The sequence below is a fragment of the Psychromonas sp. genome (genome assembly GCF_983033635.1).
Window position 1 is genome coordinate 1 of the sequence record NZ_CEZLMY010000080.1, and the last position, 15,607, is coordinate 15,607.

At 39.4% G+C, this 15,607-nt stretch carries 11 protein-coding genes and 2 pseudogenes; 7 read left to right on the forward strand and 6 right to left on the reverse strand.

Features of this window, described 5'->3' with window-relative positions; translation table 11 throughout:
- The 3 genes and pseudogenes from AC4GME_RS11375 to AC4GME_RS11385 form a co-directional block, all read left to right on the forward strand.
- A pseudogene (locus tag AC4GME_RS11375) lies at positions 1 to 435 on the forward strand (amino acid ABC transporter substrate-binding protein); the annotation flags it as partial.
- Between the two features lie 62 nt (positions 436 to 497).
- A complete protein-coding gene (locus AC4GME_RS11380; RefSeq protein WP_490379412.1) occupies positions 498 to 887 on the forward strand; it encodes a VOC family protein in 390 nt (129 codons plus the stop codon).
- Between the two features lie 218 nt (positions 888 to 1,105).
- The gene (locus AC4GME_RS11385; protein ID WP_490379413.1) at positions 1,106 to 1,285 is read left to right on the forward strand and encodes a hypothetical protein; all 180 of its coding nucleotides are present in this window, start codon (positions 1,106 to 1,108) and stop codon (positions 1,283 to 1,285) included.
- A gap of 272 nt (positions 1,286 to 1,557) precedes the next feature.
- Here the strand turns inward: AC4GME_RS11385 and AC4GME_RS11390 are convergent, their stop codons facing one another.
- Positions 1,558 to 2,307: a substrate-binding periplasmic protein gene (locus AC4GME_RS11390; protein ID WP_490379414.1), complete on the reverse strand. Its 750-nt coding sequence runs from the start codon at positions 2,305 to 2,307 to the stop codon at positions 1,558 to 1,560.
- A 510-nt stretch (positions 2,308 to 2,817) separates the two neighbouring features.
- Between AC4GME_RS11390 and glgC the strand changes: the two genes are divergently transcribed.
- On the forward strand, positions 2,818 to 4,080 hold the full coding sequence (gene glgC, locus AC4GME_RS11395; protein ID WP_490378379.1) for a glucose-1-phosphate adenylyltransferase: 1,263 nt from the start codon (positions 2,818 to 2,820) through the stop codon (positions 4,078 to 4,080).
- Between the two features lie 226 nt (positions 4,081 to 4,306).
- On the opposite strand, the gene AC4GME_RS11400 is transcribed toward glgC, so the two are convergent.
- Positions 4,307 to 5,422 carry an ABC transporter substrate-binding protein gene (locus AC4GME_RS11400; protein ID WP_490378376.1) on the reverse strand — a complete coding sequence of 372 codons (1,116 nt, stop codon included), beginning with the start codon at positions 5,420 to 5,422 and terminating at the stop codon, positions 4,307 to 4,309.
- A 116-nt stretch (positions 5,423 to 5,538) separates the two neighbouring features.
- The gene (locus AC4GME_RS11405; RefSeq protein ID WP_490378377.1) at positions 5,539 to 5,916 is read right to left on the reverse strand and encodes a hypothetical protein; all 378 of its coding nucleotides are present in this window, start codon (positions 5,914 to 5,916) and stop codon (positions 5,539 to 5,541) included.
- 477 nt (positions 5,917 to 6,393) lie between these two features.
- Between AC4GME_RS11405 and AC4GME_RS11410 the strand changes: the two genes are divergently transcribed.
- The 3 genes and pseudogenes from AC4GME_RS11410 to AC4GME_RS11420 form a co-directional block, all read left to right on the forward strand.
- A complete protein-coding gene (locus AC4GME_RS11410) occupies positions 6,394 to 6,690 on the forward strand; it encodes a hypothetical protein (protein WP_490378378.1) in 297 nt (98 codons plus the stop codon).
- A 978-nt stretch (positions 6,691 to 7,668) separates the two neighbouring features.
- The gene (locus AC4GME_RS11415; protein ID WP_490378070.1) at positions 7,669 to 9,549 is read left to right on the forward strand and encodes an alkaline phosphatase D family protein; all 1,881 of its coding nucleotides are present in this window, start codon (positions 7,669 to 7,671) and stop codon (positions 9,547 to 9,549) included.
- A 414-nt stretch (positions 9,550 to 9,963) separates the two neighbouring features.
- Positions 9,964 to 10,086, forward strand: a pseudogene (locus AC4GME_RS11420) (IS66 family transposase); the annotation flags it as partial.
- A 3-nt stretch (positions 10,087 to 10,089) separates the two neighbouring features.
- Here the strand turns inward: AC4GME_RS11420 and AC4GME_RS11425 are convergent.
- The 3 genes from AC4GME_RS11425 to AC4GME_RS11435 all read right to left on the reverse strand — a co-directional run bounded on the left by AC4GME_RS11425 (position 10,090) and on the right by AC4GME_RS11435 (position 14,791).
- Entirely contained in the window at positions 10,090 to 11,415 is a 1,326-nt protein-coding gene (locus tag AC4GME_RS11425) for a glycoside-pentoside-hexuronide (GPH):cation symporter (protein WP_490378071.1), read from the reverse strand.
- Positions 11,416 to 11,707: 292 nt separating this feature from the next.
- A complete protein-coding gene (locus AC4GME_RS11430; protein WP_490378072.1) occupies positions 11,708 to 13,435 on the reverse strand; it encodes a glycoside hydrolase family 1 protein in 1,728 nt (575 codons plus the stop codon).
- 51 nt (positions 13,436 to 13,486) lie between these two features.
- Positions 13,487 to 14,791, reverse strand: coding sequence for a carbohydrate porin (locus tag AC4GME_RS11435; protein ID WP_490377571.1), 1,305 nt, complete (start codon positions 14,789 to 14,791; stop codon positions 13,487 to 13,489).
- Positions 14,792 to 15,607: the final 816 nt, after the last annotated feature.

Sequence of the window (15,607 nt, forward strand, 5' to 3'; positions counted from 1 at the left end):
GATATAAACTGGAATTTTTTTATTCTTAAAGAAAATGAAGGCACCATAAACTATGCTAGCTTTGCAGATCTAAAAGATCTGAGAATTGGTGTTACCAATGATATTTCTTATACAGAAGAATTTCTTAATTCAGATCTTACTTTTGATCACGTTTCACAGAATTATCTGCAGATTAAAAAATTATTAGCAAAGCGAATCGATACTGTCCCGCTTAATACGATAAGTACATTATATGAGGCAAAACAACAGGGATTCATTGATAAACTGGCCTACCTACCTAAGCCTTTAAAGTCAAAATCGTATTACAACGTATTCCCTATCGCATCTGATCATCCGGACAAACAGAAAGTAATGGGTCATTATGATCAGGTGATAAGAAATCTCAAAGAAGAGAAAATAATTGAGCAGATACTAGATAAATATCTAAAGAATTGACCAGGCTGGTGCCTGGTTAGTTTCCTGAAATGCCACATCCTATTATTCATTATGGTAACGCTATGAAAATTGAACATATTGCAATTTGGACGAAAGATATTGAACGATTAAAGAGTTTTTATATTAAATATTTTAATGCAGTAGCTAATGATAAATATTTTAATTCTACGAAAAAGTTCTCCTCATATTTTCTTACTTTTGAGTCAGGAGCTCGTTTAGAAATAATGGAAATGGCAACGATTCCGGAGTCAAAAAATAACCCTTATAATCAGTTTATTGGCTTTATACATTTAGCGTTTTCAGTTGGCTCTGAGAGAAAAGTTGATCAATTAACTGAATTACTAGTCGCGGATGGCTTTGAAAAATTAGATGGGCCAAGAACAACGGGTGATGGTTACTATGAAAGTTGTGTATTAGATCCTGACGGGAATCGATTAGAGATTACAGCTTAGCAGTTAACGTGAGTTTTAATGATTTCGATGTCGCCTTGGCAGGAACAGTTTCATTGTTTATGTTCATTTTGAACATTTGATTAATCATAAAATGCTATGAACGGCAGTTATCCGTTTTTATAATTTATCGTAATCTATTATGAGTGAGTAAAACCGCTTACTTTGTTTTGTTTAAAGTATATAATTTCAACTTTCGCATCTACCTGGATTTAATTTCAATGACAAAATTTATTTTAACATTAACAGCATTAAGCCTAATGTTTGTATTAACCTCTTGTGCTGAATTTAAAAGTGTAGGTCGTAAAATTGGTCATACAACTAAAGATGTGACCACAGAAATAGGTCATGCTTCTCGTGATATAGCTACAGATATTAGCGAGGAAGTAACAAGCGAGTAAAAGGGCACAAAACACTTTGCTTGGTGAGTTTTGTGATTAGCAAAAAACAGAGCTAGCCACACTTTACGATTTTAAATTTTCAGTTCTGTCTTTGCTGCATTCAAGGACTCTTCTGAGGCAATTTTTTATAAAAAAGCTCTACTCTCTTTCGATAGGGTACTGCCTGCTTTAGAAAATATTATGTTTTAACAGATAGATGCCCACTCATTTCTTTTGGATCGGATACTATGCTCATATTCAATTGATAGATTCATTTAAAGATAACTTTAAAGCTATTTCATTTCTAAGAGCTTAGTAACAATTTCATCATACCTTCCTGAATCCTTAAGTTTCTTCAATCCGATATCCAGTTTGTCTGCAATATATTGACCTTTGGGGCTGTTTCTGGAGATTAGCATAAACAGATCTCCCTGCCGTAACGCTTTGGGGTGATGAGTAAATAGAGCTGCTTTTGCAGGTGAAAACAGCTTGAAAATTGTATAGTACCCAACAATAGAATCTGCGGGCAAAGCATCAATTCGACCGCCTAATAACTTCTTAAAGCTAAGTTCTTGTTTTGGCGCTACATCTACGCTTATACCTTTCTTTTCAAGCTGTTCAACATGAGAATAAGAAAGATTACCTCCAATCTTATATTTTTTAAGATCGTTAAAATTTTCCCATTTAAAATCAGTGCTTTTCAAATGAAAAAATACTTCTTTCGCTGTAATCAAAGGCTCCTTATTTATAATAAAGTCTTTTTCTCTTTGTGCATTAGACCACCAAGGGAAAGTGCCAAGATAAGTGCCATCTTCGACACGTTCAAGTGAGCGCTTCCAGGGAAAATATTCATACACAACATCAATATTTTCGAGTTTAAACGCTTCTGTTACGATTATTTCTGCTATTTTGTCTTTGGAATTTTTTTCTGAAACATAAGGGGGCCACTCCCCAACAGCTAATACAACCGTTTCTTTAGGAAAAAGATTAAACGACATCGATAAAAAGAAAAGGCTGAGAAGAAAGAACCAGGCTGTTTTCATAGAAATTCCTAATAATGAATACTACAAAGCATAGGCGTTATTTACTATTCCGGTCAAACAGGAGTAAATTTGTAGTTAAGGCTGCCAGTTTATATTTCATTCGCATTCACTTTGAAAACAAATAAAAGATATGGGTGTTTGTGTATTTGTAATAACAAACATGATTGAGATCATAGTTACAAAGCGAATCTTCTTTTACGATGCGAATTATGTTTTTCTGATTACTGCGTTTATATTTTTTAGAACATGATGATGCGTTAAAAAAGTGTTCATAAATATGAACGTATCTTTTAGTGAAATATTAGCGAATATGAATTGCGTTCTGTTACATAATGTTACAACATTTTTATATTTGAAAGTGTAAGTTGATTAGTTGCTATGCACGATTTGACGGCAAGATGCTTGCCCATAATTCGTTATATGTAACGATTCATAAACAGTTTTGCTTATCTTTATTATCAACAGTAAAAACTAAATCAGATTTAACTGATTAACTAATTAAGGAAAATTATGTCTCAACATATTGGTTTATTAACCCGAGATACTACTGCATTAATTTTAGCGGGTGGTAAAGGAAGTCGTTTAAAACATTTAACTGAAGAACGTGCAAAACCAGGGTTACCTTTTGGAGGTAAATACAAAATCATTGATTTTACTTTATCAAATTGTATGAATTCTGGGGTGCGAAAAGTTGAGGTATTAACCCAATATAAGTCTTCCGAGTTATTGGGACATATACAAAAATCATGGAGTCGTATGCCGTGGGAATTGGGTGAATATGTCAATGTTGTGCCTGCACAACAGCAGATCGGTGAATTATGGTATCAAGGCACTGCAGATGCGGTTTACCAGAATTTAAAACAGTTACGCAAACAGCGTTGTAAGTATGTGTTGATATTAGGCGGTGATCATATTTATAAAATGGATTACAGTCGTATGCTACGTCAGCATGCAAAACAAAATGCAGATATTTCAATAGCCTCTATTCCAGTCGATAGCGATTGTGCAAGCGCGTTTGGTGTTTTAAATATTGATGCTGATATGAGGGTTAATCAATTTCAAGAAAAACCCGATAACCCGGCTCAAATACCGAATAAACCAGGACAATCATTAGTGTCGATGGGAGTATATATATTTAACTTTGATGTGCTGGAAAAACTGCTGGTGGATGATGCCTCATTAGAGGGATCTCAGCATGACTTTGGTTATGATATTATTCCTAAAGCAATACAAAATCATCGCGTCTGTACTTATATATTTGATGATGAAGGCTGTGCTGATGTACAAGCTTACTGGAAGGATGTCGGGACCATTGATCAGTATTTTGAGGCAAACTTAGATTTGGTACATGTTGATCCAGAATTAGATTTATACGACAGACATTGGCCTATTTATTCATTTCAAGAACAGTTGCCTGGCGCTAAATTTATATTTAATGATGATGGTTGCCGTGGTCAAGCAGTCGACAGTGTAATCTGTGCGGGAAGCATTATTTCAGGTGCAAAAATAGAAAATTCACTGGTCTCTACGCGTGTAACTGTCGAACGACATAGTGTTCTCGATCGTTGTGTTGTATTACCTAACGTGATTATCGGCAAGTACTGCAAATTGAAAAACGTTTTAATTGTTGAAGACTGCATTATTCCAGATGGAGTTACAATAGGTTACGATTATGAGACTGATAAGGAATATTACGAGATATCAGAAAATGGTGTAGCGCTTGTTACCCAGGAGATGATTGATAACTATATTAAGATTAACTCTGCTGCTTAATTAGATTAATTATAATTCTTAGCTTTTATTTTAAACTTAGAATCGATGCTTTATAGCCAAGCCAGTTGGTTATTCGGAATTATCAATTTAATAACTGACTAGATTTTTAGTATAAAGCGAAGATCTAGTCAGTCTGCATAAATTATAAACGCCGAAGATAGCTACTTCTTGCCTTGCCCGGCAGGAGCATTGCTGTAAGTCATCACGTGTTGTAAATAGTTTGCTATTATTCATCTAAATCTCTTATTTCATTTAATATTTCACTAGGTACAAAAGAGTGCTCAATAAGCGTCGAATTGTAATACTTTGATTTTTTCCTGAAGTTGATACCTTGCCAGTTACTTTGTTGAATTCGTGATTGCAGTATCTCTATATCTTTTAGATTTAAGCGTTGCATTTGTGATACATAATGTAATTGTTTCTGTTTACCCAGCGGAATACCATTAAAGTAATCGTGCAACATTAGTACAGCCCAGGCTGCATCCATAAAGTGCCCGCCTATAGATGTATATATACGGTGCTCTTTAATCGCTTTTATACCCTCTTCAGACCAGTCGATACCTCCTGTAACATAGTCTTTTTCTTGTACTTGCTGCTGCTTGCTCAGTGCTTCATTAATACCAATCGCTATTAAATCACTGGCAGCCCAATAAACATGGATAACAGGAAATCGTTGAAATAAACGGTTTGCTTGGTAGCGAGCAGTATCTTGTCGCCAATAAGAATGTACCGACTGCAGAATTTCTACATTACCGTCATCGGCAACTGCTCTTTTTAGTCCTTTTAGACGGTCAATTGCGGGACTATCTGCCAACGTGCCATTAATTGCAACGATATTGACCTTACCATCAGAATTTTGTAATTCTAATTCCCGAGCTCGTTTGATTAAAGATTTTCCAAGTAAATAACCGGCACTTTCATCCGCGGGTATTAAACTGGCAAGCCAGTATTTATATTTCTGCTGAGGCTCTCCAATTAGTGAGCGATTTTTATCTGTAATATCCGCATTTAAAAGAAAAACAGGCAGTTGTAACCGCTCGGCACTACGTATCATTTCATAAGCATTACGCTTAAAGTTGGGGAAAATCACAGCGTCTACACCATCTTCTTTAGCCTGTAACAGGTTTTCTAACATACGTTTTCGACTGTCTCTGCTGTAATAGACACTGATTACGATATTTAACTGTTGCTCAGTGGCCTTGGCAAAGGCTTCTGCTGGTCCCCAAAATGCATCTTGTGCACTTCGTGGTGTAAATAGAGCAACATGTAATGGTTTTTCTGCAATCATGGCGTTGATCGGTCTGGATAATAAACAGATTATCAATATCCACCAATATTTCATTTTTAATCACCTTGATATTATTGTTGTTTACAAATAACTTGCGATCGGATTAAGTTGCATTGCAGTTATTGCAACACTAGTGCCCATAATACTCACAGCAGCGAGAAAGTATCAGGTTAAAATCTAGCTTCTGTAAAAAAGGAAACTTCAAAAGAGCCTTCACTTCCAATTTCTGGGGAGGCAATATCCGAGACAAGAATAAAACTCAACCAACAACCTTTACTTATCTCTTGAGAAATTTCTTTGAATGATTGATAACTACTAAGTTCAAACGACTTTGAACTGTAAATGAATTCACCATATAAACAGGGGACGGTTTTTCTTCCCCTTGGTATAAAAACAGGAGTGGTGATATTGATTCCATGTTCTTTACATAACTTCTGTATATAACGACCTGTTATTATTTTTTGGGTAAATAGTTCAGGAGGCAAAGAGAAAGGTAAACCATACCTTTCTCTATTTACTGTCAAATATCCTGTCATTTTATTTAGCATTCTTATTTAGCATCCTTATTTAGCATGAAACTATATTTCTGTGAGACTTTATTGCAGTTTTACAGCTGCCTGATAGATCCAGAACCGGCAATATTGAGTGAATTCGCACCTTCATTTCTGTTTTTAATCCAGTCAACAGATGGCACTGAATTTGCGGATAATAAATAGTTAGCTGATATTTATTGTGACATATCTCACGCAAGCGCCTGGCTGAAGCTAAGTGATAAGTATATGAATGAAAAAGATAACTATTGGATATATCACTAGTCACACTGAATTGTGACAATGATCAAATAAAAAAACGTAAGAGCTCAAGTGATAAGTTTAAGAATAATAAAGGTAAGCGCTTTCTCGCTAAGTTGGAATAATCTAAGGGTGTCCAATCAACACTAAGTTGACTAGGGCATCGGAAGGCATAGCACCTCAGGGGCCTTCAAAACTTATGATTAACATTAATTTAAAATAGAGAGAAATATTATGAAAAAATTAACAATCTTATGTGCAATTGCGTTTAGTGGTTCAGCATTAGCGACAGGCGGAACTCCATCTGCACCTTGTTACACCAATGGTGAAATGACAAGTGCAAATACCTTAGTTACTGTATGTGCTAAAACGGTTAATAGTGAGAAAATCACATTAAAAGAACATCCATTAACTGCAACTAATTCTTATGATTGGATTACGCAGGAGAACATAGATGGTGGTCTAGTAATAGCATTAAAACAGCGTCCATCAACTGCAACTAATTCTTATGATTGGAATACGCAAGGTTAACACATATTTTAAAAGTGGTTCAAATGTAAAGAAGGAGTATTTCGTACGCTGTTAGCTTAGGAGTATAGGAAGAATAAACGTCCTTTTAAGTATGCAAGATACTGTGCACTATTACACCTTGATTTATTTGATTTTTGGCCAGGTGAGAGTCCTGGCTGTCTTTTTGAATAGCTACTTTTATCATGAAAAAGGGAACATGCGGAAGTTTTTATTATATGCATTTAACTAAGTGTATTTAATAAAGGCGAGGTTATTTCAGCAGGTTATGGAATGTCCTTCAAATATAAGAGGAAACCGCCAACCTGAGCTAGGTTGTAAATCTGGCTTGACAATTTAAAAGCAAACTGACGAAGTTGAACGGTAGCATGGTATCGTCATTATATGTAGGGGTCAGTTTGTACTACCACTCCTTACATATAAATCCATGCACTCTTTCAGCTACTACATGCGTAAGCTAATGGCACTGCCCTAGATAGTATGTAGTAGATTTTTTATTCTGGCCCTATAGCTCAGTTGAGTATAGGGAGAATAAACGTCCTTTTGATTTGCACTTAACTAAGATCTTACCCCTATAAATACCTTCCTTTAGGCAAGTAATATATTAACAAAATATACAGAGAGGCTGCGGGTATTGTAATTCCCTTCAGGCCCAGTTGTCTGCCTAGTCCTCGTGACGTATAGCAGCATGAAAAAAAAGCTGTTGGATAAATCACTGCTTATTTTGAATTGTGATGATGGTCAAATAAAAAGCGTAAGAATGTAAATGGTAAGCTAAAGAATCATAATGATAAACGCTTTGTATCAAAACTGAAATAGTCTAATTCCTTCCATTAATTGTGTTCATTCTGAACAGTAAAATCAAATCCAGGTGCTGTTGCTAAAGCATTTTCCGGCAGCAGTGTTTGACAGCTATTGCAGCCAGACAGTTCAGCGGATTTCAGATAGCAATTTTTCACTTAGAACAAGGAACTAATAGTTATGAGCAATAAATTTACACGTCGCGATTTTTTGAGAATGTCTGTAGCAGGTGTTGGTGCAGTGGTCGTTTCTGCTGGCCTGGCTGGCTGTGGTGACAGTGCTGATCCGGCTACATTACCGATCGACAATAACAAGGCTACGTTTATCCACGGTGTTGCCAGTGGTGATCCGCTCAGCGATCGAGTGATCCTGTGGACCCGTGCTACCCCTATACTTAAAGCTGGTGAAACGTTAGATACATTCGGCGATCTGCGAGTTGGTTGGGAAGTTGCAACCGATGCTGCGTTTACAAATTTGATCCGTACAGGTAATACTACCACTAACTATAAACGTGACTTTACCGTAAAAGTTGATGCTGTAGGCCTTGCTGCAGGAACCGATTATTACTTCCGCTTTATTTGTAATGGAACTGTTTCTGCCGTTGCGAAAACCCGTACCCTGCCAGAAGGTGACGTTGCTCAAGCTAAATTTGCTGTGGTTAGTTGTGCTAACTACCACTGTGGTTACTTCAATGTTTACAAAGAAATAGCTAAGCAAAATGATCTCGATGCGGTACTGCATCTTGGTGATTACATCTATGAGTATGGTGATTCGCACTCTAATGCGGCGAAATTCACTAAAGAGTCTGGCGGCGTTGAACGAAAAACCGGTCTTGACGGTCCATGTATTACTCTGGCTGATTACCGTAGCCGTTATGCGCTGCATCATCTTGAGCCAGAGCTGCAGGAAGCACATCATAAAGTACCGTTTATCGCGGTATGGGATGATCACGAGTTAGCTAACGATGTTTACCTGGGTGGTACTACTAATTACGATGAAAATGGACATAGTGACGAATTAGGCGAATGGGCACCGCGTCGTGCCGCTGCGCTGCAGACTTACTTTGAATGGATACCAATCCGTCCAGCTGCATTAGATGATAACCTGACTATTAAACGTCAGTTTAAGTACGGTGATCTAGTTGATCTGATTATGATGGATACGCGTGTTGTCGGCCGTGAGTTGCCTGTTGATCTGTTTGAGCACTTCACAATGGATCCAAAGAACTACAAAGATAACGGCTATCTCACCATGATTACCGGGGTTAGTCCTGAATTCCGTCCTTTACTGGCCGAAACAGGCGGAACGCGCAGTATGCTGGGGCAGGAGCAGTTCGATTGGCTGGAAACTAAATTGTCTGAGTCAACGGCTAAATGGCAGGTACTTGGTCAACAGGTGCCGATGGCAAGACTGGAGATGCCGGAAATGCCTTTCCTGAATTGTTTCGGGCACGGATTCCCAACTATGTTCTACGGTGCGCCAATGGATCCAGCTGTTTTAGCTCAGATTGAAGTAGGCTATAAAGATGTGATTGCAGCGCAGAAGCGTATCGCTGCCGGTACTCCTGAAGCAGGAGACGCAGAGCTGGTTTCCGCGACTGTTCCATTCCGCTCAACTGCCTGGGATGGTTACAATACAGAGCGTACTGCACTACTACAAAAAGCCAAAGATAATGACTCTAACCTGATTGTACTAGCGGGTGATACGCACAACTTCTGGGCCAACCACCTGACCCTTGAAAATGGAGAATCTGTTGGTGTCGAGTTTGCAATCGGCTCGATCAGCTCGTATGGTCAAGAATCCTATTTCGGGCTGGACACTGAGTGGGCCAAAACTCTGGCACCACTGCTGGGTGAAGCCTGTAAGGATACAGAATACTTTAACCTGGCTAACCGTGGCTTTTTGCTATTAGGTTTCACTAAAGAGGAAACGACGGCAGAATTCAAATACATAGATACTGCGTTTAGCCGTGATTATCAAGCGGTAGCCGGTCCGGTGTTTAAAGTTTCAGCTTCTGACGCGACTAAGGTGAATACGGTAGCTAATCCTGAGAACGCTTAATTGATGATAGTGGCGTAATGGCTACTGGTTCTTTTTTGTAATCATTTTGATGAATTAGGCCTTACCTCCAGTCAAGGCCTAATTCTTAGTTTGTAAGCCTCGTGTGCTTGCTTAACTGATTTAGGCTCTGTTTTTGCAGACAAATAGCGATTTTTTGTTTTGTAATCCAGGCAAACATCTCTTGGACAATTGTCTTATCGAGTAAGAGATAGCTGTTTCATATCTGTTAAGTCCATTTCAATAATCTGTATTTTTTATAGCGCACTGTCTCTTGCAAAATTGGAGTAGCCAGCTAGCTGTGACTAATTGTTCAAAGAGAATATCAACTCTTCATGTTATCACCCAGACTCAAAGGCCTTAGCCATTACTATATTTTATTGTTTAAACATAATTAGATGTAGCAAGTAAGCTGCGGGTAAAACTGGGGGAGCCGTTTACTACACGCTCAATCAATGGGATAAGCTCATTTGCTACCCTGATTCAGAAGAATTGGGTCTTGATAACAACGTCACAGAGCGGGATATCCGACCGTTTACCTTATTATTGTTTATTTGTTTCAGCTCTATTACTCATCTCATTAACCATCATCTGGACTTTGCTCTCAGAGAGATCATAGAAAAGAAGAACAATCAGTAATGCCAGCGCCATACCGATGGCAGGATAAATACTGTTAAGCGCAAATATTCCATCCAGGGAACGCTCAGTCTGAGTCACATTAGCTGCAAAACCGCTAAATTCCAGGTAAATCCCAATAAAGAAAGCACCCAATCCTGCGGACAATTTGCTTACAAGGGTTCGAATAGAAAATGAAATCCCCTCTGCTCTTTTACCAATAGCATAAGCCCCATACTCTATGCAATCGGATACGTAGATCCCTTTTAATAAAGCTGGAATGGTTATCCCGATGGACATTCCTACCCTGAAGAAGATGGTAAGAGCGATGCTGTCGTATCCGACAAAAAATAGCGTTACCCCGGAGATAGTCCCTAAACCATAGCTGAAGATTAATAATTTCCTTTTGCCGAATAGTTTAATAAGTTTTGGAATAAATACTGCAGTCACCAGCATGGGGACAATCGACAGCAACATAAATAGCGGGATCAAATTCTTGCTATTGAGGTTATATATTGCCAGGTAGTTGGCCGCCGCGCCGGTATTTAAAACGCCTGCAACCAGGAATGAAAGATTAATCACAAGTAAGTACCTGTTTTTCAGGAGGTTAATTACAATTTCTTTCAGAGTTGTTGGTTTTCGGTTTTCAACGGAGACTCTCTCTTTAACAAAAAATTTAAGGGGCATCATGGTAATAAAAGCTAATGCACTATATATAGCCATTGTGGTTGTCCATCCAAATTTCGATGTCATGGGTATAAACAGTACGATGAAGAATGCCGCCAGAGCTGCTGTCATTCGTCCTCTTGACAGCAAGGTGTTCCGCTCATCAATATTGTCTGTCATAGTTGTTGATAATGCGAAAACCGGAACATCGCTGATTGTGTAAATCATTCCGAATAGAATATAGGTTACATAAGCATAAATTAATGTGCCTGTGGGAGATAAATCAAGGTTGAAAAATAATCCTGCTGCTATTAGTGGTAAGACTAAACTTGATATATGAATCCAGGGTTTAAACTTTCCTTTTTTGAAATTAATTTTATCAATAATAATTCCCATAATAGGATCATTAACCGCGTCCCAGACACGGGTTATCAGGAATAAAGTTCCTGCGGCAGCTGCGCTGATTCCCAGTACATCCGTGTAAAACAGCATTAGATACTGCACTACGATAATATACAGAAGGTTTTGACCAAAGAAGAAAGAGGCATATGAGGTCCTCTCAGTTTTTGATGTCTTGAATCCTTGCATTTTCCCTCCTCAAATTAATTTTGCTCCCCTGTAAACGTTGCCGCCACAAAAGGAACAGAGCCTTTGTTATACAGTAATTTAGGATAATAAAGCTAATGAAAGGCGTATATTGTCAGGGCGGTAAACGCATTTGCGTATAAACTGACTAGTTAGTGATCACTGAAGGTATATATTACTTCGCTTAGTATAAACATTTAGCCAAAAAAAACAGCTCAGACTGGGTTTTTCAACAACCTGTCTGAGCTATTACAGTTTAGGCTAATAGCAAAGTATTAGTCTTAACCAGGCAGGACTAGTTCTCCAGCTTCATCTCCTGTTCAACTTGATGAATTAAGTTATGGTTCTGCCCTAATTTCAACGTATTAGTCTTAATGACGTCCGAGTACCAGTAGAAGCTATCTTTTTTATAGCGTGTACGTGCAGGATCATCGTAATCAACATAAATCAAACCAAAGACGTTGTTAAAACGGGTAAACTCCCACAGATCCCACAGAGACCATGCTGAGTACATTGTCACGTTAGCACCGTCCTGGATCGCTTTATGAACAGCTGAAATATGACCTTTAATAAAGTCGATTCGCTTAGGATCATGCACATTGCCATCATCTGTTAAGCGATCCTCTACACCGCTTAACAGCAGATTGCCATTATCCGGTTTAGTGCCAGCACCATTTTCGGAAATAATCAGATCCGTGCCTGCAGGCAGGTTATCTGACATCCACATTAGTGTTTCGTACAGGCCTTGAGGATCATAACCGTCAGATAACGCAAAGGCTGGCGTTGAGTCGTTGGATGGTGTCGCATTATAAACACCAAGCACCGATTGTTCGAGTAATTCAAACTGCTGGTCATCACCAAATGGCGAAACCTCTGAGTGACTGACGATTTCTCGGCCATAGTAATTGATCGCCGCAAAATCAGTACCCATTTGTTGAATAAACTGAAGCTCCTGGGCAACTTGCTCTGCCGGGTAACTGATCGAGTAGCCTTCTTCGGCCAACAGATCCATGACCTCTTGCGGATATTTCGCTTCATTTATCGGCATGGTCAACATATCGTTGTTCAGCAGAGAATATATTCGAGCGGCTTCTACGTCTCTAGGATCATTACCTGCAACTTTTGGCACAATAAAGGTGTTAATAAAGCCTACCTTACCTTTAATTTGCATCTGTTTAGCCATACCCATCGCACGGGCATGAGCCCACATGACATTATGGATGAAATCCAGATTCTCACCGATCATATCAGACTTCGATTTCGAGGCTAATAAGTTACCTAGGTCACCTGAGATTTGCCCTCCGGAGGCGATTAGATCTAAAATGGTAGACATTATCCCATCCAACATAACCCCGTTGATGACCTCGTTAAAGGTATACCAATGGGTCACGCGGTCGCCGAAGTTAGCAAATGCTATCTGAGTAAATGCAAGCCACATTTCTGCTACTTGGCGGTTTTTAAAGCTCCCCATAAAAGCAAGAGTCATAGGCATGTCGTAATGATACAGGGTCACAGTCGGTTTGATGCCATTAGCGACCAGCTCATCGATATAGGCATTATACCAGTCGATCGCGACCTGATTTACGGCACTAATGGTATTACCATTTTCATCAAGAACGGGCTGACCGGTTGTCATATCCATTTGAATAGGAAAACCAGTGGGCACGATCCATGCCCAATCCAATGAAAAACGATAGGCCTGAAGACCCGCCTTTTTCATATCCTGGATATCTTCTTTCCAATGAGAGCCTAAATCGTTAACCACATCGACCGTTTCACCGTAGCTAAAGGACTGACCGAACATACCTAAATGGCTCATGCCTCGTCCCTGTTTCCAGGCCGTACCGTCATGCTGCAAGTGAGACGTGCCTGAACTCCAGATAAAATCACTAGGAAACTCCAGCGATTTTTCTGTTTGCTTAACTTCTGTCGGATGCTGCCAGTTATCGTCACTTCCGCTGCCACAACCGGCAAGCAGAGAAACGACTCCCAGCAGGGACAGATAAAACTTAATTACTTTCATAATTTTACCTTAAATAATATTATCTAAATGTTCACTTTTTTATAGCAAGCTTTACCATGCCGCTACAACTTGCGCTCCGAAGCGGATATTGCCGTCATCACCCTCGCTATTACCCGTGCGGCGTGTTTCAGCCTGCTCACCGAAAAAGCTGCCGGCATAGACACGAATAGTAGAATTATTACCAGCAGGCACCGTCCACTCTTGCGCGACAACAACCTTTTGCAGGTCTATGGATTCGAACTCATCTGTCTCTTGAACATCATCGTAACCGATTTCTAAGGTTGTTTTTGTTTTCTCGCTCCACTTGTAACTAGGGCTCACAACAACACTAATACGCTCAGCAGTATCATTAGGCGCATTTGATGAAACGGCGCTAGCTTGTTGATAAAGGGCTGAATATGCTAGTTCCCAGTTATCGCTCAGATTAATGCTACCGAAATCTAAAATACGGAAAGAGTCCTTCAGGTCGCCTTGATACATAGTAGCAGCGCTCAACTGGCTACCTGATGCGTTCTCCCAAGCCGCTGCACCCAGGGCATCTGCACCATACTGTAAAACGATTTTGTTATAGCCACCGAGCAGTTCGTGCTTCAACTCTGCTGTAAGGAAATAACCATCGTCATCACCTTCACCAGCGTTATCCTGAACATCGGTAAGATCAACCATGCCATAGATACCAGCGAGATCAAGAACACCACCTGCAACATTTAGGCCGCCATAGCGGATATCCAATTTGTTCTGCTCAACAATACGCCAACCGTTAGCATTCATCTTGCCTGTGCTTGAATCATGGTCAGCATTCATCCATGCTAGTGATAATTCTCCTGCCCCCATAGAGATGCCTTCCAAGCCGATGCCGTAACCTGAGTTATTCAGGTAAAACAGATCCAGAAGAGCAACATCCTTGCGCTGATAAAAGCGTTTACCTGCCCAAAGCGTTGCTTCTGGGATACTATCGAAAATACCGCTTGCCTGGAGATTAAATTGGCGTAATGCAATATTACCTAAGCTGTCTGGTTGGTCTGGTTGCGTAACCGACTGCCAATCATTTCTTTGCGCACCGTCGGCTGTTTGATAGGAGATCATGGTATCGACAAGATAGCTCTGTCCATCATTCTCGTAGACAGTTTTATTTAATCCCATCTCTACGTATGTATCACACTCATCACCCAAACGGCCAGTAAAATGGCCAGCTGCACCATTGCCGTAACAGGCTTGCTCACCGCCATCGGCCGTCGTTGATAAGCCTGCGCGGCCATAACCATAAAAATCAGAATCACTTGCTTGTGCTGTTCCTGCTGTTCCTGCTGTGATTGCCAGAGCAATTAAGCTTAATTTCATTCCATACTTGTTCATATAATTATCCTTTATAATATTTAATTTGTTTAACTTTTGTTATATCGAGCCTTTGTCGGCAGGAGAAAACATTTTAAACAGAGAGAAGGTTAGCTAGGTTATCAGTAGGCCTTACGAACTTATCATTTGCCCTTGTGCGTATATCTGTGTGACATGTGTTACATTAAATGTGCGACTTATAGGAAATAGAAATGGTTGTAAACTTATCAAAGAAGCCAATGGTATTTCAGTATTAGCGCTATCAAGACAACTTGCTCTGTTTTATAACGTGGCTTGGCGATCGAAATATAAGCAGATGCAAGCGGTGAAAGTGTGTGATGATGAGAATCCACTTTATGGCTTGTCCAGCTTGATGTTGCCTATTGAGGAGGTGTAAAACATGGTGATAGATGTCGAGGTGCTAAAGGGAAACTGCCTTTTATTTCCGCCGTCTCAATGAACGAAGCAGGTCTTCCCGTTCACATGCGTGCAGTGCTGTAAAAGGATTTTAGAAACAACAACTAATCCACTGGGCAAAGGCTAATATTACGGCCAAATTATTAGTGGTTTTAGATGGTTTCAGATGGTTTTTCTTGTTTTTATGGTATTGAAGATGCAGACAGTTTCACCAAACCATTATAACTGGCGGAGGAGCTGATTGTGTCGAGTTATCTTTTATACCATTCTAGGTAAGTAAGTGGTCAATTTAGGCGTAGGAAAAATCAATCATATCAAGGCATGAGTTGCAGTAAATGGTTGTTCCCTTGACAAAACTTATAACGCAGAGATGGTTGATTTTAACCAGCATAAAAGATCAGATATTTATCTAGAATGGTA